The following is a 23,355-nucleotide window of genomic DNA, read 5'->3' on the forward strand; positions in this document are numbered from 1 at the left end:
CTCTATTATGGAGAAACAGTACCTATTGAAGTATCTATGCCGATGAAAAAAATTTACCACCTAAGTTCTTGCTCTACCTGTCAACGAATTATTAAAGATTTACAACCACTTACCGATTTTGAATTGCAGGATATTAAAAGCGAGCCTATTACAACTTCTCAATTAGAAGAAATGCACAGCCTATCTAATAGTTATGAAGCGTTATTTAGCAAAAGGGCTGTTTTGTACCGTGAGCGTAATCTCAAAGAACAAAATCTTACAGAAGATGATTTTAAAGATTTAATTCTTGAGCAATACACCTTTTTAAAAAGACCTGTGATTATTGTAGATGATCAAATTTTTATTGGCAACAGTAAAAAAGTGGTTGAAGCCGCTAAAAAGGCAATACATTCGTGAGCAGGCGATTACTAGCTATATTTGCAGCCATAGGCGCGACGACCATTTATGCATTGAACCATACTATTGCAAAAGGGGTCATGCCCCATTATGTGCAACCTTTTGGTTTTATTATCTTAAGAGTTCTTGGTGCCGCCATTCTATTTTGGTTTATTTCCCCTTTAGGTCCAAAAGAACGAATAGACCCTAAAGATTATGTACGTATGCTGATCTGTGCCCTGCTTGGCATGGCAATGAATATGTTAGTTTTTTTTAAGGGACTATCACTTTCTACGCCGATCAATAGCTCGGTATTGATTACAACTTCGCCTATCATAGTTCTTATTTTATCGGCTGTTATTTTAAAGGAAAAAATATCCGCTAGAAAAATTATTGGTATCGTAATAGGATTATTGGGTGCCTTAGGCCTTATTCTCTTTGCTACTGAAGTTAGACAAGATGCCCCTAATATACCTTTAGGCAATTTTTTAATTTTTATGAACTCGATGTTTTACGGGTCTTACCTTGTTTTGGTAAAAGTACTTATTGGCAAATATCATCCGTTCACTTTTATGAAATGGTTGTTCTCGTTAGGCGTACTAATTTGCCTACCTTTTGGATATGAAGAGTTCATGGAAATTTCATGGAGCACATTACCTTTTGAAGCTTATTTTGGTATAGGATTTGTGATTTTAGGTACAACTTTTTGCACTTACCTTTTCAATATTTTTGCATTAACACAGCTAAAAGCATCGACCCTAAGTGCTTTTGTTTACGTACAACCATTGGTAGGTATTGCCTATGCAGTTCTTACTGGGCAAGACACCATTACCACTGTAAAAATAGTAGCTGCTTGTTTTGTTTTACTTGGGGTTTACCTTTCTAGTAAAAAACCTAAAACAACTTCAGGAGAATTAAAGGTGTGACCTCTTAGCATTTTCTAAGTGAATGGTTATTTTCTTTACCGCTCTTTCCTCATCTCTTTGATGCATGGCAGATACAATATCTAAATGCTCTTGCATGATTGAATTTAAGGGTCTATTTAACCCTACTAAATCCATAAAAGGTAGAATTTTGGCAGATTTAAACAACTGATACAAGGTTCTATTACCACAATTTTTAGCAATAAACTCATGAAAATACCTATCAATTTTATAAAAAACGTATGCATTTTGCGGTCCTTTTTCAAAGGGAACCAACAAATTTCTTAAATCATCAATTTTAGATTGCGGGGCATTTTGTGTAAAAAGTTTTACGGTCATAGTTTCTATTGCTATTCGGCAATCGAACATTTCTGCAATTTCTTGCTCACACAACTCTCTAACGGAGAGACCGTTGTCTAAATTCCCCACCAACAAACTCTCTTGCTGTAATTGTAACAACACTACCGGTATAGTATCGTCTTTAATATTTAAAGTATGAGATAGCCTATGCTCGGTTATTAATTGACCAGGTATTAGCTTTTTGGTAACGATCAACTTTTTTACCCTCCCGTATGTTTCTTGAAATATTTCTTCTGGTAGGCTAACCATAAAGTAAAATAGGTAATTATTGGTTCATTTATAAAACTACAGCTCATAAGGGGGGACTTCACTGTAATTGTTTTGGTCAATTAAAAATAAGGTATTTAACCTTGAAAATCCTATAAATTTTTAGGAATTTTCAAGAACCTCCTTGAATCTTCTTTTGTTAGTACTTTAAAATGTTCTCCTTTTTCTATCTCACTGAATCGATTTAACAACTCTTCGGTTAATCCAGTAAGTTTTCTTGTTTTCAAGTCTATCCATGCACCCATCATTTCACACCTTGCTATATTCTCACCTTTGTGATTATAAAAATTATGATGAAATTCAAAGAACTTGCCATCTTCGCTTAAACCCATTATTTCTAAAGATACTTTTATAGGCTTCCCCGGAAAAGCTTCCTTAAAATAATACACGTGCTCATAAAATACTACCGGTCCTATTTCGTGGGTTGCCATGGTCTTGTGATCAAAGCCTTGCTCAATTAAAAAAGCCATACGAGTATGACTCATAAAATTAATATATGCCGAATTTGCTAAATGCCTGTTTGCATCTACATCACTCCACCTAATTTCAAAATCTTTAAAGTACATATCTATATTTTTTGCTATGCATGCATAATACTTCATAAAAATAACATAGTTTTGATTCCTAAGAAATAAAGAACACCGTTTTTTATCGTTATTTTTAAATCACGTTCTAAATCATATAGATATGTCTAATAAGCCCGGTTTCATAAAAGAATTGTCATTACCTGCGATTGCAGCACCAATGTTTTTAATTTCTGGACCTCAATTGGTCATTGAATGTTGTAAAAACGGAATAGTTGGTACTTTCCCCGCATTAAACCAAAGAACAAGTGAAGGTTTTGAAGAGTGGCTAATAGAAATTAAATCTGCTTTAAAATCTTTTGAAGAGGAAACAGGAAAAAAAGCTGCTCCTTTTGGCGTCAACTTAATTGTACATCCTACAAACCCTAGATTAGAAGCCGATATTAAACTATGTGTAAAACATCAGGTTCCATTGATCATAACTTCCTTAGGTGCTGTTTCGCAAGTTGTAGATGCTATTCATAGTTATGGTGGTTTGGTATTTCATGATGTTATTAAAAAACGACACGCACAAAAAGCAGCCCAAGCCGGTGTAGATGGCTTAATACTGGTAGCTGCTGGTGCAGGTGGACATGCCGGTACTTTAAACCCAATGCCTTTCGTTGCCGAAATAAAGAAATTCTTCCATAAAACCATTCTTCTTTCCGGTTGTATTAGTACCGGTAGAGATATCGCATCTGCCTTACAAATGGGTGCAGATCTTGCCTATATGGGTACTCGTTTTATTAATACCGACGAAAGTAAAGCAACACCGGAATATCGTAAAATGATTATTGAAGCCGGTGCAAGCGATGTCGTGTATACTGCTTCTATCTCTGGTGTACATGCCAATTTTTTAGCGGCAAGTTTAAAAGCTGCAGGTATTACCGAAGAGGACCTTAAAAAAGATGTGAAAATCGATTTTGGCAAAGAATTGGATACAGAGGCAAAGGCATGGAAAACTATATGGTCCGCAGGTCAAGGTTCTGCGCTTATTGATAGTACAACTTCTGTTTCTGAATTGGTGAGCGATCTTAAAACAGAATTTAGAGAAGCTATTGAAGAGCAGATAAAAGTTTTGGAAACCTACCCTAAGTAAAATCTTAGCTTAAAATGCCCTTAGTAGATTCTTCATATAATCCGCCATTATTTTTTAAGAACGGACACCTATCGACAATATATGCAGGGTTAATTAGAAAAGTACATGGCGTAAAGCAAATACGAACACGCATTACATTAGCCGATTCTGATTTCTTAGATCTCGACTGGAGTTATGCCTCCACCGCTTCAAAAAAACTGGTTATTATAATACATGGTTTGGAAGGCAGCTCTAAAAGAGCGTACATAAGAGGTAGTTCCAAAATTTTATCTGAAGCCGGTTATGATGTATGCGCTATTAATTTAAGAGGTTGTAGTGGCGAAGCAAACAAATTGTATCGTTCTTACCATTCTGGTGCTACAGATGATTTAGCTTCGGTTATAACGTATATTTTACAATTGGCTAAATATGAAGACATCTATCTTCATGGCTTTAGCCTTGGTGGCAATCTTTTACTAAAGTACCTGGGAGAACAAAGAGAGATCCCTAGCGAAATTAAAGGTGCCGTAGCAATATCGGTACCATGCCAATTGGCAGATTCTCTTGAACAATTACTACAGTTCAAGAATGCATTATACGCGAAAAGGTTTAAAGGTAATCTGATTGAAAAATTAAGATTGAAACAACAGCTCTACCCCGAGTTTATTTTAGATAACGATATCGAAAATATCAATACACTTAAAGATTTTGATGATATCTATACTAGTCGAGCACATGGTTTCAAAGATGCTATGGACTATTATTCACAAAGCAGCAGCTTGCAATTTTTAGAATATATTAAAGTACCTACGCTTATAATCAATGCCCTTAACGATTCTTTTCTAGGTAAAGAATGTTACCCTGTTGATATAGCACAGAAGCATAAAAACCTATATCTAGAGTTACCAAAATATGGCGGACATGTTGGTTTTTATGGTGAGAATAATTTTACCTACACAGAAAAACGCACTTTAGAATTCTTAGATAACATTGTCTAATACCTCAAAATATCATAAGACTATATTAAATTGTTATCCCGTTAAATTTATTGATTAAAAACAAGCATACATCTGTCGTAAAAGGTACTGAGACACGTAAAAATTCATATATTAGTCGCTCAAATTACAGACAACACTTAAAACTTAGTAAACGTATGCGCAAATTATTCACTTTATTAGTTCTTGGCTCCATGATAATGAGTTGTGGTGAAAAGAAGGAAGAGAAAAAAGAAGGTTTTGAAATGAACAGAACCAAAAAAGAAACGAAAAAAGAAACAGCAAGTGAAGGCGTGCCTGTTGATTTAGACAATAAAGGAGTTGGCCCTATAACCAGTGTTACTTTTGACGATACTGTAAACGAAGAAATGGCTGCTGCAGGTAAAGAAAAATTTGAGGCTATTTGTACGGCTTGCCATATGGCAGAGCAACGTATGATCGGTCCTGCACTTAAAGGGGTTTACGAACGTAGAAGTCCAGAATGGGTTATGAACATGATTTTAAATCCTGATAAGATGTTAAAGGAAGACCCAATTGCCAAAGCATTATTGAAAGAATACAACAATGCAATTATGCTTAATCAAAATTTAAAAGAAGAAGAGGCTCGTAACTTAGCAGAATACTTACGTACGCTGTAACTTAAAACGCCAACCTTATTTATATCGAAGACCCTTTCATAATTATGAAAGGGTCTTCGTTTTTGAACATACTTTCAATAGAGGTTCATTTGTAAATTTTTTGTTCTTTTTACGACCAAATAACTATAGAATTTTAAAGATTGATAAATGCAAAACGATAAAATAAAAATAGATATAGTTTCTGATGTTGCTTGTCCATGGTGTTATGTCGGTAAGAAAAGATTGGAAAAAGCCATAGGTGCATGGGACGGCATCGAAATAGAAATTGAATGGCATCCATTTCAATTAGACCCAAATATACCAAAGGAAGGGTTGGACAGAGATACATATCTCACCAATAAATTTGGAAGCGTAGACAGACCACTAGAAATGACAAAGCGATTAGAAGAAAGTGGTAAAGAAGAAGGTATTAATTTCAACTTTGGAAAAGAGTGGTTGGCAGTTAACACCTTGCCACTACACCAACTTTTACATGTTGCAGGAGAGGAGGGTTTCAAAGATGCCTTAAAAGAACGTTTAATGAAGGCTTATTTTGATGAAAATCTACACCTAAACGATGTCACTGTATTACAAACCATTATGGCAGAGTACGATTGGTCTGCTGAGAAAACACAAAAAATAATTAATGATGACCGTATTGCTTATGCAGTTAAACAAGAAATTGCACATTACCAACAGCGCGGTGTAAATAGCGTACCTTTCTTTATCATCAATGATAAATATGGCATAAGTGGCGCGCAACCTCCAGAGGCATTTTTAGAAGCGTTTAAACAAGTAGCTCCTTTAAAAATAATAGCCAATGGCGATAGTTGCGACCCTACTACCGGAATTTGCTAATTAAATGAACACATACGTTATTATTTAAAAATTAAACTAAAAGCTATGAAAGCATCATTTTCTGATATTATAAAAGGGGAAACTCCCGTATTAGTAGATTTTTTTGCCGATTGGTGTGGTCCATGTAAAACACTTGCCCCTATTTTAAAAGATGTAAAGGGCGATTTGGGCGATGCAATCAAAGTTGTAAAAATCGATGTGGATAAAAATCAAACTTTAGCATCTCAATTTCAAGTTAGGGGTGTGCCCACCATGATTCTATTCAAAGACGGAAAACAAGTTTGGAGGCAATCTGGAGTAGTACCAAAGAATGATATACTACAGGTTATAAAATCTCACTAATAGAATTTTAAACACACAGGACTGGGCAAATCAACCTGGCTTACAAAATGTAGCGTACCATTACGCCCATCTCTTTTAAAAACAACAATGTTGTTGCTACGTTGATTTGCTACCAGTACATAATTTCCCGTAGGGTCTATAGTGAAGTTCCTTGGCCAATCGCCTTTAACCGATTCTCTACCCACCAATTCTAATTTTCCATTAGAATCGTCCACTTTAAAAATTACTACAGTATTTTCACCTCTATTTGTGCCGTAAAGAAATTTACCATCGGGTGACAAATGAATATCTGCACAATAACTTTCTCCTTCAAAATCGCTATCTACCGTTTTATAGGTTTCTAATTCAACGTATTGCCCTTCATCTTTATTAAACACAGTTATGGTTGAATTCAACTCATTGATTACATAAAGAAAATTACCATTTTGTGCAGTTACAAAGTGCCTTGGCCCAGCCCCTTCAGCTAGTACCAACTCCTTTTGCTTGTTAGGTGTAAAACTCTCCTCTAATTCACTGTATTTTTTAATTCTATCCAACCCTAAATCAGAAACTAACAATTCCCCATTTAGAAAGGATGCCATATGGGCATGTGCTTGTTTGGTAGAATCCAGAATTTTATGGTCTATGACTTGAGGCTTTGCATTTAGATTTCCATTTTCTTCTGTATTATAAACAGCAATATTACCTCCTGTATAATTTGCTACGGCTACCAAATTACCGTTATCACTAACACCAACATAACATGGGTTGGCACCATATGTAGATTGCTCACTTAGCTTGACTAAAGAGGTATCTTTTATTCTATAAGTGGTAATTGAACCATCGTCATTTTTATAATTATCAATTTCACTTACCGCATACAATGACCTCCCATCTGGCGAAAACGCTAAATATGACGGATTTTTAATTTTAGCGGCTACAGTTCTTCCCTCCAATTCACCGGTATCGGTATTAAAATCGAACTTATATATTCCTTCACTTCCGTTATCCGTATAGGTACCCACAAAGAGCACTTCTTTCTTTTTAACGTCTTCCATCTTACAGCTATTCATAAAAATCAACCCTATAATCACTAATAAAAACCCAAATCTATATTTCATACACTACTATTCTTACCTCTAAAAAGACAAAGAGTAAAACCCTATTTAAAATTATCAAAAATATAAAAGAATAGACAAAACATTAAAATAAATTCAATTATATGTAACAAAAACGGAATATTCACTACATATAAGAAAGAAAAGATGATGGGATACGGAGGACAACCAATGAAGGTAATTAAAGCGAACAGGGCATTACTTAAGAAAAGTAGAAGCTTTAAAGAATTACGTAAAGATTATTTGGACTATACAAAAGCTACCAAATTATATTTTAAGGAACTCACCGATGTTGAGCGTAAAATTGTACGTGATAAAATTAGAGCACAAGCAAAAAAAGATAGCATACAAGAAATAATAATCTACATCATTTCTTTTGCAATAGTTTTGGGTACATTTTATGCCATTTACTATTATGGGTAAAACCTAATACAAAATGAAGCCAGTTATAAGCCCCACAATTTAAAAGGGTTTTTAGTTTCAGGATCCTTATCTTTTGATTTAGTACGAGATTTATCTACCATAACCTTGTAAGTTGGATCTTCCATTACATTTACTTCAATAATATCATCTGCATTTTCAAGTAAGCTAATACTATCTTTACTTAAATGACGTAAATGTACTTTTTTACCCACTGTTGCATAACGCTCCGTAATTTTGTTTAAAGCTTCAATACCACTCATATCGGCAACTCGGCTTTCCTTGAAATCAATAATAACTTCTTCTGGATCGCCTTGAACATCAAATTTCTCATTAAATAGTGTGGTAGAACCAAAAAACAAAGGTCCGTAAATCTCATAATGCTTAACTCCGTTCTCATCTATATGTTTTCTTGCTCTAATTCTTTTGGCACTTTCCCAAGCAAATACCAAAGCTGAAATTATAACCCCTATTAATACAGCTAAAGCCAAATTGTGTAAAAACACAGTAATAAGCGTAACCAATATCATTACGAAAATATCTGGTTTGGGCATTCTTCTTAATGCCTTAAAACTAGCCCACTCAAAAGTACCTACGGAAACCATTACCATAACCCCAACCAATGCAGCTATGGGAACAAGTTCAATTACAGGTGCACCGAACAGTATGATCATCAATATGGTCAGTGAAGCGATTATACCAGATAACCTAGCCCTTGAACCGGCAGATAGGTTTACTAAAGTTTGTGCGATCATTGGGCAACCACCCATACCGCCGAAGAAACCGTTCAATATATTGGCTCCCCCTTGTGCTACACACTCTCTGTTACTATTTCCTTTTGTACCGGTAATTTCATCTACCAAGTTCAACGTAAGCAGCCCTTCTGTTAAACCAACAGCTGCCATAATTAAACCATAAGGCAAAATAACCTTAAAGTCTTCAAAAGTGAAGGGTATTTGTGGAATATGAAAAGAAGGTAAAGTACCACTAAGTGATTTAAGTTCTTCACCTGGTAAGGTATCTTGATTAATAATATCTACTACTTGTTTGGTGTCGATATTAAAAATATATACAATTAAAAAAACTACGATTATGCCTATTAAAGAAGCTGGTACCGCTTTAGTTACTTTAGGTACAAAAACGATTATTGCCACCGTAAACAACACCAAGCCTAGCATGGTATACATTGCAGGACCTGTAAGCCAAACGGCAGCATCTCCCACTCCGACCTTAAACTGGTCCATTTGAGCCATAAAAATAATAATGGCCAAACCATTTACAAAGCCGAACATTACAGGCTGCGGAACCAAACGTATAAATTTACCGAGCTTTAAAAACCCTATTATCATTTGAATAACACCTGCCAAAGCAACTGCCGCAAAAACATATTCTAGACCGTGAGAGCTCATTAACGCCATTAATACAACCACAGTTGCCCCAGCCCCACCAGAAATTAAACCTGGTCTACCACCAAAAATAGAGGTAACCAAGCCCATGATAAAAGCACCATATAACCCAACTAATGGTGAAAAGCCTGCTAAAATTGCGAACATCAATGATTCTGGTATCATTGTCATTGCAACCGTTAACCCTGCTAAAATTTCATTCTTGTAATCTACTTTCTGTTTAAAATCGAAAATATTGAGGTACTTCTGCATGCTCCGTGATTTAAAGGGCGCAAAAATAAGTCATATTTACCGCCCTCACCAAAATCCGGCTAAATATTACCAAATTATCTGTTTACCAGCCCTTTAATCCCAATAACTTCTCTCCTAACGGTGTTAATTTAGCAGTATCATATTTTGATTGCTCCCATTTTCTTGGATCTCCGGGAAATGCATAACCTTCTGGTGCAATTCTATTCTTCCAAGAGTTTATTCTCCAATTTTTAAGCGCTTCATTTTCTGGTTCGGCAGGCATCATTGAAATGTACTGCGCAATCCTAACTTTATCCTTTGATTTATTGGGTCTTATGCCATGAGGTTCGGTACTATCGAAAATCAATAAATCGCCAGCCTTCATTTTCACTTTTACAATTTTATCTTCCAATCCATCTAAAGATGGCTGAAAACGATCACGGTCATCCGGTTGCGTCAATTTCCAAGAATCATAATTTCTATATAACCATGGTATACATTGAAATCCGCCCATATCCTCATCATCTTGATCTGCCAACGCCAATACTCCCTGTACATTTTGCGGCTTGGTCTCAGGGTCATAATCCCAATGGATAAAGCCTTTTTTATTAGACCCTTCTGGTAATGGAAAATTCAGGTTGGCTCGATCAATGGTTACCCATAATTTTTCTGTACCCCAAACATCAACAAAAGCATCGTACACTTTTTGAGTTTGTCTGTTGTTCCATAAATGTTGGTTATTATACACCTCAACCATACCGGTGCCGGTAAGTTCTTTCATTTGCATTTCTGCCCGGGCGGGTGCATACCATGTTGACTTATCTTTAGGGTCCTTTTCATCAAACTCCCAAAGAAAATCGGCCGTGGCTTTTGCCTGCTCTAAAGGCACTGCATTTTTAATGACGATATAACCATTTTCTACCCAAAAATTCCAATCTTCTTCGCTGAGTACACGAAGTGGTTCCCCATTAGATCGATCATTCAATTTATGTTTACTACTTGTTGCAGTTGATGGGTTGCCCGGTATTTCTTTATGAGCCGTATAACCTTGTTCTACTTTTTCATTTACTTGTTGCATGATATCTAAATTTAAGTTGTTGTATGAGATAAAACTACTGAGGATAAGCAATTTGAGCTACCGTAATATTGACCTAAATTTGAACAATATTGATTTCACAGCTACTTAGCATTCAATTATTACGCAATTTTGTTACATTTAAACCATGAAGATTGAATTAGAAACCATTGACCCCGCATCTAAAAGTCCGTTCAGATTATTACATGACCCCAAGTTGAGCCATTTATTTTATTGGCATTTTCACCCAGAGTATGAGTTGGTTTATATTGAAGGAGCAAATGGCACTAGGCATGTTGGCGATCATATTTCGGAGTACGAAGAAACCGATCTTGTATTGATAGGCTCCAACATTCCCCATCTTAATTTTGATTATGGTGTAAAAACAGATTACCGTGAAGAAGTTCTACATATAAAACCCAGTTTTAAGAACACTTTTGTAGACCCTTTACCTGAATTACAGAGTCTGAACAGATTATTGGATTTATCTAGATACGGTATTGCTTTTCACGGTGAAACAAAAAAAGTGGTGGGTACTTTATTAAAAGAACTGCACACACTAAAACCTTTTGAATATTTTATGGCGATCATGAGTATTCTTAAAAGATTATCTCAAAGTAATGAATTTGAATTACTTCATAAAAAGCCATACAAAAATAGATATAGTAAAAAGGAACAAAGTAGAATTCGTGATATTTACGCTTTAATAGATGACCGTTATCAAGGTAAAATATCTGTTGACGAAGTCGCTAAATTTTGCAATTTAACAAAGCCCGCTTTTTGCCGTTATTTTAAAAAAGCGACTGGAAGCACGTTTATAGAATTTTTAAATCAATATAGAATAAGCCAATCTAAACGCTTATTATTAACAGGTAAAAATGTTAGCGAAACATGTTTTGAATGCGGATTTGAAAGTTTGTCTTATTTCAACAGAACTTTTAAGAAGGTTACAGGCGAGAATCCATCGGCGTTCAAAAAGAGACTGCAGCGCAATTAAATGAAGTAGTATTCTACCGTAAAGAGTAAACATATGGATCATTGACCCATTACCTTTAGTGGTACATAATACATACGCAAATTAAAGTGTATAGTGTTAACCTCTAAAACCAATTAAATGGAAATATTCGATCCACTTTCAGTTAAAACCGTATTACAAATTTGTGTTGCAGCAGTTTTTGTTTATTTATACATGATGTTCATTACCCGAGTTACCGGCAAGAGAACATTTGCAAAAATGACCAGTTTTGATTTTGCAGTAACCATTGCCATGGGTTCTATATTGGCAGATGCCGTTAATAAACCCGTAGATAGTTTAATGCCCGCATTAGTTTCTTTAGCTATATTGGCTGGGCTACAAGCCTTGTTCGCCAAATTATTATCAAGCTCTGATGCTACACAAAAAGTGGTTACCAACACTCCTATTCTTCTTATGGAAAACGGAAATATCTTAAAAGAAAATTTAAAGAAAGCACTAGTAAGCCAAGCGGATTTAATGGGAAAATTACGAGAAGCAAACGTTCTGCAGTTATCTCAAGTAAAGGCTGTAATATTTGAAACAACAGGAGATATTTCTGTATTACACACCAACAAAGCAATTGCTATTGATTCTGTAATTATGGAAGATGTTAAAACCGAAGCATAAAAAATGCCCTCTTCATATGAATTGGGCATTCTTAAGACAATCAACCTAAAAACTATTTTGCTTTCTTTCGTTCTACATTCATGGTAGGGTTAGAAGTTTTACTTCTTTTTTTACTTTCATCATATCCGCTATCGGATTTTAAATATTCAATATAACCTCTTCCTTTAAACTCATAGGTAGTACCACTATCTGGGTGATATAATTCTATTGTGCTATCATTAATTACATATAACTCAAAGTAATCATTACCAAAAAAGTCATAATCTAAAGTCAGGGTTTTTAAAGAGTTATCTCCCTGCACATTATACACTTGGTAATCTCCTTCAAAGTCCCAACGTAAATTGGAGACATTGGTATTAGGTGCATCTAGTGATGACCTAAAGTAATTGGGCAAAAACTGCAAATAATTCTCATTATCAAAATCGTTTATAGCTCCGGCATTACTTGTATATATTTTCTCCCAAGCGTCATATTCCTGTAAGAAGTAATTGATATTGTCATAGAAAACCATATCATAATCAAAGTTATTGATTCTGTATCCTTTTAAATAATAAGAAGTATCGGTACTGGCATCGTACAACTCAATGGTATTATTATTTACGGCATACACCTCTAAAAACCAAGACCCATCAATATCATGATCAATATCTACCGTACCCCTTAGGGTACCATATGTTCCTACATCTATACCATAACCACCTCCAGTTTTACCAATGCCAACTATATTATTGTTCGCATACAAAACTCCTCTATCAAAAGAAACAGTAAACGCCCTTTGTAAAAAAGGTACTTCACCATTACCACGGGTTGCATTAATATCTACATACCATAGATCATAGCTTTGTAATACTTGATCTGTATTGAAGGCAGATTCCTCTATGAAATCATCTTCAATAATTACCTCTGCGTAACAAGAGACCAACAATGTGGCCAAAAGAAAATATCCTGTAAGTAGTTTTATCGTTTTCATATGATTTCGTTTAATTGATTATTTACCTAGAAACAATCTCTATGCCAAAATTTACTTAAGACTCATACCAAGTGTTTAACCCTCATATAAATTATTGGTAAATTTGCAGTATGAACAAGGATGCTAAATTTGCGGTATTAGGTGGTGGAAGTTGGGCGACGGCGATTGTTAAAATGCTGACCAACAACCAAGAACAGGTAGGCTGGTATATGAGAAATGCCGATGCAATCGAACATATAAAATCTCAAAAACACAACCCTAATTATCTTACCTCGGTAGAATTTAAACCAGAACAATTGGTTTTGACCAATGATATAAATGAAGCTGTTAACTATGCCGATGTTTTAATTTTTGCGATCCCTTCCGCTTTTTTAGTAACTGAATTGAAGCACCTTACAGCGTCTTTACAGGAGAAAACCATTTTCTCTGCGATTAAAGGTATTGTACCGGAATCTGGACTAATCGTTGGTGAACATTTTAATGAATTACATGCAATACCTTTTGAAAATATTGGAGTAATAACCGGTCCTTGCCATGCTGAAGAAGTTGCTATGGAACGACTTTCTTATTTGACCATTGCCTGTGCAGATACCGAAAAAGCAGAATTGGTTGCCCAAAATTTGGCATGCGCATACATTAAAACGAGCATCAGTAAAGACATAATAGGAACTGAATATGCTGCCATGCTTAAAAATATTTATGCCATTGCAGCTGGTATTGCCCATGGGTTGGGATATGGCGACAACTTTCAGAGTGTTCTAATGAGTAATGCCATTCGTGAAATGAAGCGCTACACCAAGCGTATTCATAACCTAGACCGAAACATTAACAAATCTGCCTATTTAGGCGATTTATTAGTAACGGGATATTCCATTTTTAGCCGTAATAGAATGTTCGGTAATATGATAGGAAAAGGGTACACAGTAAAAAGTGCACAAATGGAAATGAGTATGATAGCCGAAGGATATTACGCCGCCAAAAGTGCCTATAACATAAAGGAGAACTTTACCAAAAAGGTAAAAACCCCTATAATTGATGCCGTTTACAAGGTGCTTTACGAAAACAAGAATCCAAAAAAGGTTTTTCTAGACCTAACCGAAAAGCTCGATTAACCTCTTTCTAAAGAGAAATCTGAGTGTTCTTTGATTTCCGCTAGTAATGTAGCCCGCCATTCTTCTACTATTAGGTCTGAGGTGCCAAACTTGTTTTTGAACTCTTTTAGCAAAGGTTCCATTAGTATTTTTACACTATCGATATCAAAATATAACCTACCGGTTCTTCTTATAAAGAAATCCATTGGGGTCTGTACCATTTCATAATCAATAGCAAATGACAATTCTGCCTTTGCCAAACGAATGTATTTATCCGCTTCAACGATAGTAGCGTATGTTTCTAAGATCTTTTCTGTCTGTTTCCCATAATTGGTAACCAAAAACCAGGCATCATGTTTTGTGAAACCGTCTATTTTTATTCGATCATATATCTCGTTGATATATTTTTTTACGTGCTTGAATTTTTTAAAATCAACATTTCCGCATAGAAAAATTTTCTCGGTAAAGCATTCTTTTAATTGCGTATTATAGTCTTCTTCCATTCTTTTGGAAATACGATCTACGACTCTTTCCGCCATTTTTCGGTAACCTGTTAACTTACCGCCTGCAATGCTTATTAAACCCGTATCCGAAACAAAGATTTCGTCTTTTCTAGATAGTTCTGATGCCGACTTACCTTCCTCATGAATCAGTGGTCGTAAACCGGCCCATGATGAAACAATATCATCTAATTCTAAATGAATATCAGGAAACATATTATTTACCGCAGAAATCAAATAAATTGCATCTGCAAGATCTGTTCTTACATGGTCCTTATTATCATTATAATTGGTATCGGTAGTACCTACATACGTAATTTTTCCTCTAGGAATGGCGAACATCATTCTACCATCCGGTATATCAAAATAGACTGATTGTTTTACTGGTAGTTTTTCAAATGGAAATACCAAATGCACTCCTTTTGTTAAATGAAGTTGTTTTCCCTTTTTAGAATTATTTAAACTTCTAAGCTCATCTACCCAAGGTCCGGCAGCACTAATGACGTATTTAGATTTAATTGTAAATTCATTTCCGGTAAGTGCGTCAATAGCTTTTACCCCGGCAACTTTTTCATTATCGTACACAAAGTCTTTAACCTTTGCATAATTGAGTGCCTGTGCGCCGAACAATAAACTCGTTTTGATATTTTCAATGGTTAAACGGGCATCATCCGTTCTATATTCAGCATAATAACCTGCTCCGTTCAATATTTTTTTTGGCAGTAAAGGCTCCAATTTCATGGCTTCCTTTTTCTCCAACATTTTTCGCTTATCATCGCCAGATACTTGTGCTAGAATATCATAAACCTTAAGCCCTATAGATGTTAACCATTTACCGTAAGAACCATTTTCAATTAAAGGCAATAACATTTTCTCGGGCAAGACCAAATGAGGAGCCAATTTATGTACTATGGCACGCTCAGAGCCCACTTCTTTTACCAACCAAAAATCGAACTGTTTCAAATATCGGAGTCCGCCATGTATCAATTTAGTAGATTTACTACTGGTGCCCGAAGCAAAATCTCCTTTTTCTAAAAGTACCACCTTTAAACCACGCGATGCGGCATCTAATGCTATACCACCGCCTGTAATACCACCACCGATCACTACTAGATCAAATTCTTCAGATGCTAGATTACCTATTGTCTTTTGACGTTCTAAATTTGTGAATTTTATATTTTCCATAGGTAGTATGTATTTGAATTAGTAGACCGGACTTACTTTAAAAAGCCATGACAAAAAATCAAAGATAGTATGACGGGAATCCTATTTTATGCTCTAAAGAATTAATTAATTGTAAAATCAATGTGTATTTACTCTTCGTCTTCCCAGCCCTTTGTACGTTCTACAGCTTTTTGCCACTTTTTGTACAAGCGCTTTCTTTTTACGCGATCAAACGTTGGCTTAAAAATTTTATTCATGGGTCGGGTTTCATCAATATCGGATTGTTTCCAGAACCCAACATGTATTCCGGCTAAGAATGCCGCACCCATTGCGGTAGATTCGATTATTTCTGGACGGTGTACTTCAGAATCTAGAATATCGGCTTGAAATTGCATTAAATGATCATTTGCACAAGCACCACCATCTACTCTTAAATTTTTGAGTTGAATACCAGAATCATCTTCCATTGCCTTTAAGATATCTTTTGTTTGGTATGCGAGTGCCTCTAAAGTTGCCTTTGCCAAATGTGCTTTACCGGTATCCCTTGTTAAGCCAAATACGGCTCCCCTGGCATACATATCCCAATATGGTGCTCCAAGTCCTGCAAATGCGGGTACTACATACACCGGGTTTTCACCTTCGATAGAATTTGCCAATTCTTCGGTCTCCTTTGCTTCTTCAATAAGTTCTAAACCATCGCGTAGCCACTGTATAGCGGCACCGGCAATAAATATACTGCCTTCAAGTGCGTAATACACTTTACCGTCCAATCCATAGGCTATTGTGGTTAAAAGACCATTTTTTGAAAATTGAGGGTTCTCGCCCGTATTCATCAGCATGAAACAACCGGTACCATATGTGTTTTTCGCAGACCCTTTTTTGAAGCATGCCTGACCGAACAACGCCGCTTGTTGATCACCTGCAATACCAGCTATGGGTATTTTTACTCCCTCTATTTCAAAATCCCCAAAATGTGCCGATGACGGCTTTACTTCTGGTAGCATAGTTTTAGGTATGCCCAACACCTTTAACATTTTATCGTCCCATACAAGGTTTACGATGTCATAGATCATGGTACGCGATGCATTGGTATAATCCGTTACGTGCTTATGGTCATTGGTCATATTCCAAACCAACCAGGTATCTATGGTTCCCATTAAGAGATCGCCTGCCTCTGCCTTCTGTTTTGCACCTTCTACATTGTCCAATATCCATTTTACCTTAGTCCCAGAAAAATAGGAATCTATAACCAACCCTGTAGTTTTCTTTACATGCTCTGAAAGTCCGCTCTTTTTAAGATGTTGGCAAATATCCGCTGTACGTTTATCTTGCCAGACAATGGCATTATAAACGGGTTCGCCAGTATTTTTGTCCCAAACCACAGTGGTTTCCCTTTGGTTGGTGATTCCAATACCAACAATTTCCGAAGGCTTTACCTTCTCTTTTTTAAGAAGCTCTTCCAAAACTTCCATTTGAGTCGACAAAATCTCTTTTGGATCATGTTCTACCCACCCCGATTTTGGAAAAATTTGTTTAAATTCTTTCTGAACCATTCCATTAATGGTTCCATCATGGTCTACCAATAAAGCCCTAGAGCTTGTAGTACCTTGATCTAACGATATTATAAATTGCCTTGACATGTGCTTGAGTTTTCTTTAAATATAGCAGATTTAAAACCCAATTCAAACATCAAAAATCTAATGGACCAAGTATATTTCTATTCAAGATAATTTCTCTAGCTGTACACCTTAGGAAGCTCTTCTACCTAATAGAATTGCGTTGTAATTACTTTATAAATTCTTTTTCCAAGAAGTAAGAGACAATGGCTTCTTTCATGAGTACAGTTTGCTCACCAGCTTTTAGAGAAGGTAGTTCCTCTAACACATTATAATGCGGCCAGCCATCTTCATCAAAAAAGCTAAATTCATAAAAACCGTAAGGTTCTAACAAACGGCAAATGGCAATATGCATAAGGTCTAACTTATCGTCTTTCTTATACTTTCTATGATATTGACCTAACTCTTGAACGCCTACTAAATAAATAATAGCATCTAGCTCTAAAGGGTCGCCATCAGAAAATTTTTCAGATAGTTTTTCAACCAAATAATCCCAACGTTCTTTTAATTGTGTATCCCTTGCCATAACATCCTACAATCTACTATAATTTAGACTTTGCAAAGGTACAAATCAAAGTTCTATATTTGTTAAAACACTTTGTGAATGGGACTTTTAGATATTTTACTGGGATTACCTTTAATATGGGGTCTGTGGAAAGGGTATAAAAATGGTCTTTTTATGGAAATCGCCTCTATTGTTGCTTTAATAGCGGGTATTTTCGGAGCTATTCATTTTTCATATATCACTGGTAATTATTTGTCTGAGCACTTAAATTGGAATGAGCGAAATATGAGTATCATTGCTTTTATTATCACTTTGGTCCTTATAATTATAGTGGTGAACTTAGCCGGTAAATTATTGACCAAAGTTGCCAATTTTGCCATGCTAGGATGGTTGAACAAAATTGCAGGTGGAATTTTTGGCACCTTGAAAGTGGCTATTCTTTTAGGGGCAGCATTTATATTTTTTGATCGAATGGATGCTACCTTTAGCATTCTATCCGTAGAAACTAAAGAAGAATCTATTCTTTACCAACCAATAAAAGATATTGGGGCTTTAATTTTCGATACAGTTCTAAAGACCGAAGTACTACCAGAAGAGTCATCTGACGAATCGATGACTATATAATTTTCATCGTTCAATAATCTTACATATTGCACACTTTATCGAATAAGCGATTTGGTTGATGCCCTGCAATTAATTTTTATTTAATATTACTATATCGATAACCCAAATCGAGAAAAAAGAGAACTTAGAACATTCTCGTATTATCTTACCTACTTCGCTACGCCGAGAGGCTATTTAATTAAAAGACACCTATATGAAAATGAGATTGCTTTATGCGGTCCCTGTCTTTTTATTACTATTTCTTGGTTCTTGTACCAGCGAATCTATTGACGAAACGCCTGTATTGGAAGCTGAAAATGTTTTAATTATAGAACAGGACCTTCTTGATATTGTTAACGACCATCGTTTAAGCCTAAATGCCAATACACTACAATTTAGCGATGTGGCTTATAAATATGCGAACCTACATACCGATTACATGATTTCAAAAGGTAGCATTAGCCACGATAACTTTAGTTCACGTGCTGCACAGATAGATTCTGAAATATCTGTAGAAATGGTAGCGGAGAATGTTGCCAAAGATTATAATACCGCCCTAGAAGCTTTTGAAGGTTGGTATAATAGCAGCAGTCATAAAAAAACTATGGAGGGCGATTTTAGCCATACAGCAATTAGTGTAAAAAAAGATGAATTGGGTAATTATTACTTTACTCAACTCTTCTATAAACAGTAATAATATTTTTTTCAACTCCTTATTCAGGAATATCCAACGCTCGATCATGACTGCTTCGGGATGACATGTTCGGTTTTGTAGATAAAGTGGGAAAAATCATATTAAACGCACTTTTTTACGATATAATTATAAATGTATTTTACCGATGAGCACTTCTATTTCAATTAGATGCAGCTTATCGAATATTTTACCCTATCTATAGATGTTCTTCTTTTTAAGCTTACTCACTAAACTACTTTTGGCACTCAATAAGACAACAACTATTCCCCCTATGAAAATTAAATTTCCTTTCTTAATAGTATTAGTCATCACATTATCATCTTGTTCAAATTATGAGAATTTCGCAGGTTACGAGAGCACTTCTGAAGACTCCCTAGAGCAATATACTTTAGCCACTTCAAATAGTCACAGCACCTTAGAAGCAGAGCTTTTTCAGATGATAAATTCCTATAGAGCCAGTATTGGTTTAAATGCAATGGAATTTGAAAGTGCTACGTACTATTACGCAACGCTTCATACCGATTATATGATATCTCAAGGAAAAACAAGCCATGACAACTTTACCCAAAGAGCTGAGAATATCGCAAAAAGAACCGGGGCAGTATTTGTTGCAGAAAATGTAGCACGTAACTACGATACTATTAATGAAGCTTTTGAAGCTTGGTTAGATAGCCCAGGGCATAGGGTAAATATTGAAGGAGACTATAATTACTCTGCCATAAGCATCAATGAAAACAATAATGGCGACCTCTATTTTACACAACTATTTTTTAGATAAAAAAACGCAGAATCTATTTTTAAGATGCCTTTGTAATACAAAGGCTTTTTTTATGCTTAACTTTTGGGTGAGAAATAATCGTTTATTTAACTTTCAATTAATTTCACTGAAATGAGTATACAAGCACCATTTAATCTCAACAAATGGATAGAAGAAAACAGAGCTTCACTAAAGCCACCTGTTGGTAATAAAAACTTATATAAAGACGCTGGCGATTATATTGTTATGATCGTTGCCGGACCAAACGCACGAAAAGATTACCATTATAATGAAACCGAAGAGTTGTTTTATCAACTAGAAGGCCATATTGAGGTTCATATTCAAGAAGACGGTAAAAAAAGAACTATGCAGTTAGGACCTGGAGACATGTACCTACACCCTGCAAAAGTACCGCACTCACCGGTGCGGAAAGAAGGATCTATTGGTTTGGTCATTGAAAGAAAACGAGCCAGTATGAACGTTGATGATGGTTTGCTATGGTTCTGCGATAATTGTAACCATAAACTCTATGAAGCTTATTTTACCCTTCATGATATCGAAAAGGATTTTCTATCACACTTTAAACATTTTTATAGTTCAAAAGAGTTAAGAACTTGTGACAATTGCGGTACGGTAATGCCTGTTGATGAACGTTTTATAGCTAAAGAAGAATGATAATAGCAGCAAAAACAATAACCGCACTTGTAGCCCTAATACATGTATATATTCTATGGATAGAAATGTTTGCATGGACTACTACTGGAAGAAAAGTCTTTAGAAATTTTCCAAAAGATTTATTTATCCCCACTAAACAAATGGCAGCAAACCAAGGTCTATACAATGGTTTTCTTGCTGCAGGTTTAATTTGGTCATTACTAATTTCTGATGTGGACTGGTCACGTAATGTTGCCCTTTTCTTTTTGGGTTGTGTTACCGTTGCGGGTATTTATGGCGCTATTTCGGTCAGTAAAAAGATATTAATAGTTCAAAGTATACCTGCACTTATAGGAATACTTTTATGGTCGATTCTTTAAATTTTCTTAGTTGTAATTAGTTCTTTCTAGAGATAAAATTCTTTGTATTTTTGTAATATATCTAACATTAATTGAGTAAAAAGTTATAAAATGTCAAAAATAGCAGCAGATTTCGGAATACAGGATGCCCTAAAAGCTCTTGGGATCAAAGAGATAAATGAAGGTACTTCCACCGGATCAAATCGTTTTTCATCAGGAGAAATTATTTCATCATATTCTCCGGTAGACGGTTCTTTAATTGCAAAGGTTAAAACCACTACAAAAGAAGATTATGAAAAAGTGATGTCAACTGCTACCACGGCATTCAAGGATTGGAGAACAAAACCTGCACCTCAACGTGGAGAAATCGTTAGACAGTTTGGCGATAAGCTTAGAGAACTTAAAGAACCACTAGGTAAACTGGTTTCTTATGAAATGGGAAAAAGCTACCAAGAAGGTTTAGGTGAAGTTCAAGAAATGATAGACATCTGCGATTTTGCAGTTGGACTTTCGCGCCAATTGCACGGTTTAACCATGCATTCAGAAAGACCGGGACATAGAATGTACGAGCAATACCACTCACTCGGTGTTGTAGGTATTATTTCAGCTTTTAACTTTCCAGTTGCGGTATGGGCATGGAATACCGCCCTGGCATGGATCTGTGGTGATGTTTGCGTTTGGAAACCATCAGAAAAAACTCCTTTATGCGGGGTAGCTTGTCAAAACATCGCAGCTGAAGTTTTTAAGGCAAATAATCTTCCTGAAGGAATTTCTTGCTTAATAAATGGTGACTACAAAATAGGGGAACTAATGACCCACGATAATAGAATACCATTGGTATCTGCTACGGGATCTATAAGAATGGGAAAAATAGTTGCACAGGCAGTTGCTGCTAGATTAGGAAAATCTTTATTGGAATTGGGTGGTAACAATGCAATTATAGTTACCCCGGATGCTGATTTAAAAATGACCGTGATCGGTGCTGTTTTCGGCGCCGTTGGTACTGCTGGGCAACGTTGCACTTCAACTAGAAGACTGATCATACATGAATCTATGTATGACAAGGTCAAAGATGCCGTTGTAGACGCATACCAACAGTTACGAATTGGCAACCCATTAGATGAGAACAATCACGTTGGTCCGTTAATTGATACCGATGCTGTTGCTCATTATAAAAATGCCTTGGAAAAAGTTGTAAAAGAAGGTGGCAAACTAATTGTTGAAGGTGGTGTTCTAGAGGGTGAAGGCTATGAAAGTGGCTGTTATGTAAAACCAGCTATTGCAGAAGCAGAAAATGATTTTGAAATTGTTCAGCATGAAACTTTTGCTCCTGTTCTTTATTTATTAAAATATACCGGAGATGTTGGAAATGCCATTGCTATTCAAAACGGGGTAGTACAAGGGCTGTCATCTGCAATTATGACCAATAACTTAAGAGAGGCAGAACGTTTTCTATCTGCTTGGGGTAGTGATTGTGGTATCGCCAACGTTAACATTGGTACTTCGGGAGCAGAAATTGGTGGTGCTTTTGGTGGAGAAAAAGAAACCGGTGGCGGTAGAGAGAGTGGGTCTGATGCTTGGAAAGTATATATGAGAAGACAGACCAATACAATTAATTTTACCACTGAACTACCATTGGCACAGGGTATTAAATTTGACCTCTAATCAATTTATAATTTCTTTTGCATGCTTATTGGCTAAGCGGCTTTTCCGTTAGATGACTCATGAGACCAGCTTCCATGTAGCAATGTCTGAGCACCAAGAACAATAAACATGCAAAGAAAATTAAAGCACTTTTTTATTTTTTTCTTCATTTTCAATACAAATTCAGCTGTATCAAGCTAGCAATTTGTGTGTTTAAATTGCATAAAATCTGTACAAATACATGTGAAAATTGTATGGATGGAAACTTTCATTTTAAATTAAATACATAAAAAAATCCTGTCGACTTATGAAGACAGGATTTTTTAACCAACTAACTCAAAACTTTAAATTGTATGATCAATGCCCAAACTTTGTGGGGAGATAAATACCATTTAAAATACTTACGTAAAATTGCAACTAATAGTTGTTCGATCCTCAACTTTTTTTACAATCTCCACCATTGATCGTATACTTGGTATAATATAATACATAGCTGTTATTAGGATAATGATTGATTGTAAGGCAATTAGACCACAATGATTTAACATT

The 23,355-nt window shown here is 35.7% G+C and carries 26 protein-coding genes; 17 read left to right on the plus strand and 9 right to left on the minus strand.

Annotated features, from left to right (window positions below; translation table 11 throughout):
* Positions 1 to 42: 42 nt before the first annotated feature.
* On the plus strand, positions 43 to 396 hold the full coding sequence (locus tag EXIGUO8A_RS05980) for an arsenate reductase family protein (protein ID WP_159302396.1): 354 nt from the start codon (positions 43 to 45) through the stop codon (positions 394 to 396).
* Positions 393 to 1,301 carry a DMT family transporter gene (locus EXIGUO8A_RS05985; RefSeq protein WP_159302398.1) on the plus strand — a complete coding sequence of 303 codons (909 nt, stop codon included), beginning with the start codon at positions 393 to 395 and terminating at the stop codon, positions 1,299 to 1,301. The genes EXIGUO8A_RS05980 and EXIGUO8A_RS05985 overlap by 4 nt, the downstream gene beginning before the upstream one ends.
* Here EXIGUO8A_RS05985 and EXIGUO8A_RS05990 read toward each other — a convergent pair.
* The gene (locus EXIGUO8A_RS05990; protein ID WP_159302400.1) at positions 1,290 to 1,907 is read right to left on the minus strand and encodes a GntR family transcriptional regulator; all 618 of its coding nucleotides are present in this window, start codon (positions 1,905 to 1,907) and stop codon (positions 1,290 to 1,292) included. The genes EXIGUO8A_RS05985 and EXIGUO8A_RS05990 overlap by 12 nt on opposite strands.
* A 110-nt stretch (positions 1,908 to 2,017) precedes the next feature.
* Complete coding sequence (locus tag EXIGUO8A_RS05995) at positions 2,018 to 2,491, minus strand: acyl-CoA thioesterase (RefSeq protein ID WP_116771721.1); 474 nt, start codon at positions 2,489 to 2,491, stop codon at positions 2,018 to 2,020.
* Positions 2,492 to 2,612: 121 nt separating this feature from the next.
* Between EXIGUO8A_RS05995 and EXIGUO8A_RS06000 the strand changes: the two genes are divergently transcribed.
* The 5 genes from EXIGUO8A_RS06000 (at position 2,613) to trxA (ending at position 6,378) form a co-directional block, all read left to right on the plus strand.
* Positions 2,613 to 3,587, plus strand: coding sequence for an NAD(P)H-dependent flavin oxidoreductase (locus EXIGUO8A_RS06000; RefSeq protein WP_159302402.1), 975 nt, complete (start codon positions 2,613 to 2,615; stop codon positions 3,585 to 3,587).
* A gap of 14 nt (positions 3,588 to 3,601) precedes the next feature.
* Positions 3,602 to 4,564, plus strand: a complete 963-nt coding sequence (locus tag EXIGUO8A_RS06005) for a YheT family hydrolase (protein WP_159302404.1) — start codon at positions 3,602 to 3,604, stop codon at positions 4,562 to 4,564.
* A gap of 155 nt (positions 4,565 to 4,719) precedes the next feature.
* Positions 4,720 to 5,199, plus strand: a complete 480-nt coding sequence (locus EXIGUO8A_RS06010) for a c-type cytochrome (RefSeq protein WP_116771359.1) — start codon at positions 4,720 to 4,722, stop codon at positions 5,197 to 5,199.
* Positions 5,200 to 5,346: 147 nt separating this feature from the next.
* Positions 5,347 to 6,036 (plus strand): DsbA family oxidoreductase, encoded by a 690-nt coding sequence (locus EXIGUO8A_RS06015; protein ID WP_159302405.1) that lies wholly within the window; start codon positions 5,347 to 5,349, stop codon positions 6,034 to 6,036.
* A gap of 45 nt (positions 6,037 to 6,081) precedes the next feature.
* Positions 6,082 to 6,378 carry a thioredoxin gene (gene trxA, locus EXIGUO8A_RS06020; RefSeq protein ID WP_116771361.1) on the plus strand — a complete coding sequence of 99 codons (297 nt, stop codon included), beginning with the start codon at positions 6,082 to 6,084 and terminating at the stop codon, positions 6,376 to 6,378.
* On the opposite strand, the gene EXIGUO8A_RS06025 is transcribed toward trxA, so the two are convergent.
* Positions 6,375 to 7,478: a lactonase family protein gene (locus tag EXIGUO8A_RS06025; RefSeq protein WP_159302407.1), complete on the minus strand. Its 1,104-nt coding sequence runs from the start codon at positions 7,476 to 7,478 to the stop codon at positions 6,375 to 6,377. The genes trxA and EXIGUO8A_RS06025 overlap by 4 nt on opposite strands.
* 144 nt (positions 7,479 to 7,622) lie before the next feature.
* Between EXIGUO8A_RS06025 and EXIGUO8A_RS06030 the strand changes: the two genes are divergently transcribed.
* Positions 7,623 to 7,898, plus strand: a complete 276-nt coding sequence (locus EXIGUO8A_RS06030) for a hypothetical protein (protein ID WP_159302408.1) — start codon at positions 7,623 to 7,625, stop codon at positions 7,896 to 7,898.
* Positions 7,899 to 7,921: 23 nt separating this feature from the next.
* Here EXIGUO8A_RS06030 and EXIGUO8A_RS06035 read toward each other — a convergent pair whose 3' ends face one another.
* Positions 7,922 to 9,553: a SulP family inorganic anion transporter gene (locus EXIGUO8A_RS06035; RefSeq protein WP_159302409.1), complete on the minus strand. Its 1,632-nt coding sequence runs from the start codon at positions 9,551 to 9,553 to the stop codon at positions 7,922 to 7,924.
* 82 nt (positions 9,554 to 9,635) lie between these two features.
* Positions 9,636 to 10,610, minus strand: coding sequence for a phytanoyl-CoA dioxygenase family protein (locus tag EXIGUO8A_RS06040; RefSeq protein WP_159302410.1), 975 nt, complete (start codon positions 10,608 to 10,610; stop codon positions 9,636 to 9,638).
* A 145-nt stretch (positions 10,611 to 10,755) separates the two neighbouring features.
* On the opposite strand from EXIGUO8A_RS06040, the gene EXIGUO8A_RS06045 reads away from it, so the two are divergent.
* Both EXIGUO8A_RS06045 and EXIGUO8A_RS06050 read left to right on the plus strand, forming a co-directional pair.
* Positions 10,756 to 11,604 (plus strand): helix-turn-helix domain-containing protein, encoded by an 849-nt coding sequence (locus tag EXIGUO8A_RS06045; protein ID WP_116771366.1) that lies wholly within the window; start codon positions 10,756 to 10,758, stop codon positions 11,602 to 11,604.
* A 117-nt stretch (positions 11,605 to 11,721) separates the two neighbouring features.
* Positions 11,722 to 12,249: a DUF421 domain-containing protein gene (locus tag EXIGUO8A_RS06050; protein ID WP_159302411.1), complete on the plus strand. Its 528-nt coding sequence runs from the start codon at positions 11,722 to 11,724 to the stop codon at positions 12,247 to 12,249.
* Between the two features lie 52 nt (positions 12,250 to 12,301).
* Here the strand turns inward: EXIGUO8A_RS06050 and EXIGUO8A_RS06055 are convergent, their stop codons facing one another.
* Entirely contained in the window at positions 12,302 to 13,219 is a 918-nt protein-coding gene (locus EXIGUO8A_RS06055) for a nicotinic acid mononucleotide adenyltransferase (protein WP_159302412.1), read from the minus strand.
* Between the two features lie 110 nt (positions 13,220 to 13,329).
* Between EXIGUO8A_RS06055 and EXIGUO8A_RS06060 the strand changes: the two genes are divergently transcribed.
* Positions 13,330 to 14,331: an NAD(P)H-dependent glycerol-3-phosphate dehydrogenase gene (locus EXIGUO8A_RS06060; RefSeq protein WP_116771369.1), complete on the plus strand. Its 1,002-nt coding sequence runs from the start codon at positions 13,330 to 13,332 to the stop codon at positions 14,329 to 14,331.
* On the opposite strand, the gene EXIGUO8A_RS06065 is transcribed toward EXIGUO8A_RS06060, so the two are convergent.
* The 3 genes from EXIGUO8A_RS06065 to EXIGUO8A_RS06075 form a co-directional block, all read right to left on the minus strand.
* A complete protein-coding gene (locus EXIGUO8A_RS06065; protein ID WP_116771370.1) occupies positions 14,328 to 15,995 on the minus strand; it encodes a glycerol-3-phosphate dehydrogenase/oxidase in 1,668 nt (555 codons plus the stop codon). The genes EXIGUO8A_RS06060 and EXIGUO8A_RS06065 overlap by 4 nt on opposite strands.
* 128 nt (positions 15,996 to 16,123) lie before the next feature.
* Positions 16,124 to 17,614 (minus strand): glycerol kinase GlpK, encoded by a 1,491-nt coding sequence (glpK, locus tag EXIGUO8A_RS06070; RefSeq protein WP_159302413.1) that lies wholly within the window; start codon positions 17,612 to 17,614, stop codon positions 16,124 to 16,126.
* Between the two features lie 145 nt (positions 17,615 to 17,759).
* Positions 17,760 to 18,116: a hypothetical protein gene (locus tag EXIGUO8A_RS06075; protein ID WP_116771372.1), complete on the minus strand. Its 357-nt coding sequence runs from the start codon at positions 18,114 to 18,116 to the stop codon at positions 17,760 to 17,762.
* Positions 18,117 to 18,194: 78 nt separating this feature from the next.
* Between EXIGUO8A_RS06075 and EXIGUO8A_RS06080 the strand changes: the two genes are divergently transcribed.
* The 6 genes from EXIGUO8A_RS06080 to amaB all read left to right on the plus strand — a co-directional run bounded on the left by EXIGUO8A_RS06080 (position 18,195) and on the right by amaB (position 22,827).
* Positions 18,195 to 18,719 carry a CvpA family protein gene (locus tag EXIGUO8A_RS06080; protein WP_159302414.1) on the plus strand — a complete coding sequence of 175 codons (525 nt, stop codon included), beginning with the start codon at positions 18,195 to 18,197 and terminating at the stop codon, positions 18,717 to 18,719.
* A gap of 193 nt (positions 18,720 to 18,912) precedes the next feature.
* Positions 18,913 to 19,392 carry a CAP domain-containing protein gene (locus tag EXIGUO8A_RS06085; RefSeq protein WP_159302415.1) on the plus strand — a complete coding sequence of 160 codons (480 nt, stop codon included), beginning with the start codon at positions 18,913 to 18,915 and terminating at the stop codon, positions 19,390 to 19,392.
* Between the two features lie 271 nt (positions 19,393 to 19,663).
* Positions 19,664 to 20,170 carry a CAP domain-containing protein gene (locus EXIGUO8A_RS06090; RefSeq protein WP_159302416.1) on the plus strand — a complete coding sequence of 169 codons (507 nt, stop codon included), beginning with the start codon at positions 19,664 to 19,666 and terminating at the stop codon, positions 20,168 to 20,170.
* Positions 20,171 to 20,281: 111 nt separating this feature from the next.
* Positions 20,282 to 20,824, plus strand: coding sequence for a 3-hydroxyanthranilate 3,4-dioxygenase (locus EXIGUO8A_RS06095; RefSeq protein ID WP_159302417.1), 543 nt, complete (start codon positions 20,282 to 20,284; stop codon positions 20,822 to 20,824).
* Complete coding sequence (locus EXIGUO8A_RS06100; RefSeq protein ID WP_159302418.1) at positions 20,821 to 21,183, plus strand: DUF1304 domain-containing protein; 363 nt, start codon at positions 20,821 to 20,823, stop codon at positions 21,181 to 21,183. Before EXIGUO8A_RS06095 ends, EXIGUO8A_RS06100 begins: the two co-directional genes overlap by 4 nt.
* Positions 21,184 to 21,273: 90 nt before the next feature.
* On the plus strand, positions 21,274 to 22,827 hold the full coding sequence (gene amaB / locus EXIGUO8A_RS06105) for an L-piperidine-6-carboxylate dehydrogenase (RefSeq protein WP_159302419.1): 1,554 nt from the start codon (positions 21,274 to 21,276) through the stop codon (positions 22,825 to 22,827).
* Positions 22,828 to 23,355 lie beyond the last annotated feature (528 nt).

This window comes from Maribacter litoralis (assembly GCF_902506355.1).
GTDB classification, from domain to species: domain Bacteria; phylum Bacteroidota; class Bacteroidia; order Flavobacteriales; family Flavobacteriaceae; genus Maribacter; species Maribacter litoralis.